Genomic DNA, 719 nt, shown 5'->3' with positions numbered 1-719 from the left:
AATATGGAGTAGAAGATTCTGATATTACAAATCAGTTGAAAAATCTTTTCGAACCAGAATTAATCAAATCAAATACACACAAATTATTCACTGATCTTGAAATGCCATTGATGCAAGTTTTGGCTGATATGGAATTGGAAGGTGTTAATTTGGATGTTCCGTTCTTGAAAGAACTTTCGGTAAAACACGAAGCGAAATTAAGAGAATTAGAAACAAAAATTCACCAAGATGCTGGAGAAGAGTTTAATCTTAATTCGCCAAAACAATTAGGAGAAATCTTGTTCGATAAGTTAAAATTAGATCCAAAAGCAAAGAAAACCAAAACTGGACAATATGCAACTGGAGAAGAGATCTTATCGAAACTGAAAGATAAACATCCAATTATTAAGGATATTTTAGAGTATCGTCAATTACAAAAATTAAAATCAACTTATATTGATGCGCTGCCAGAATTGGTGAATCCAAAAACGGGTCGTGTGCATACAACGTATGCGCAAACGGTTGCTGCAACGGGACGTTTGTCTTCTGTAAATCCGAATTTACAAAACATTCCGATTCGTTCAGAAGAAGGTCAGCAAATTCGTAAAGCCTTTGTTGCGCGAGATGAAAATCATGTGATTATTTCTGCCGATTATTCGCAAATTGAATTGCGTTTGATTGCACAAATGTCACAAGATCCTGCAATGGTAGAAGCTTTCAAACATGGAGAAGATATTCAC

The 719-nt window shown here is 34.8% G+C and carries 1 protein-coding gene; it reads left to right on the top strand.

Features of this window, described 5'->3' with window-relative positions; translation table 11 throughout:
- The coding region (locus B2X73_RS07695) for a DNA polymerase (protein ID WP_291096139.1) at positions 1-719 on the top strand (719 nt) is incomplete at both ends.

This window comes from Empedobacter sp. UBA7252 (genome assembly GCF_002472765.1).
In the GTDB taxonomy this organism is placed as follows: Bacteria; Bacteroidota; Bacteroidia; order Flavobacteriales; family Weeksellaceae; genus Empedobacter; species Empedobacter falsenii_B.
This window is presented reverse-complemented; position numbering and strand designations above follow the sequence as displayed.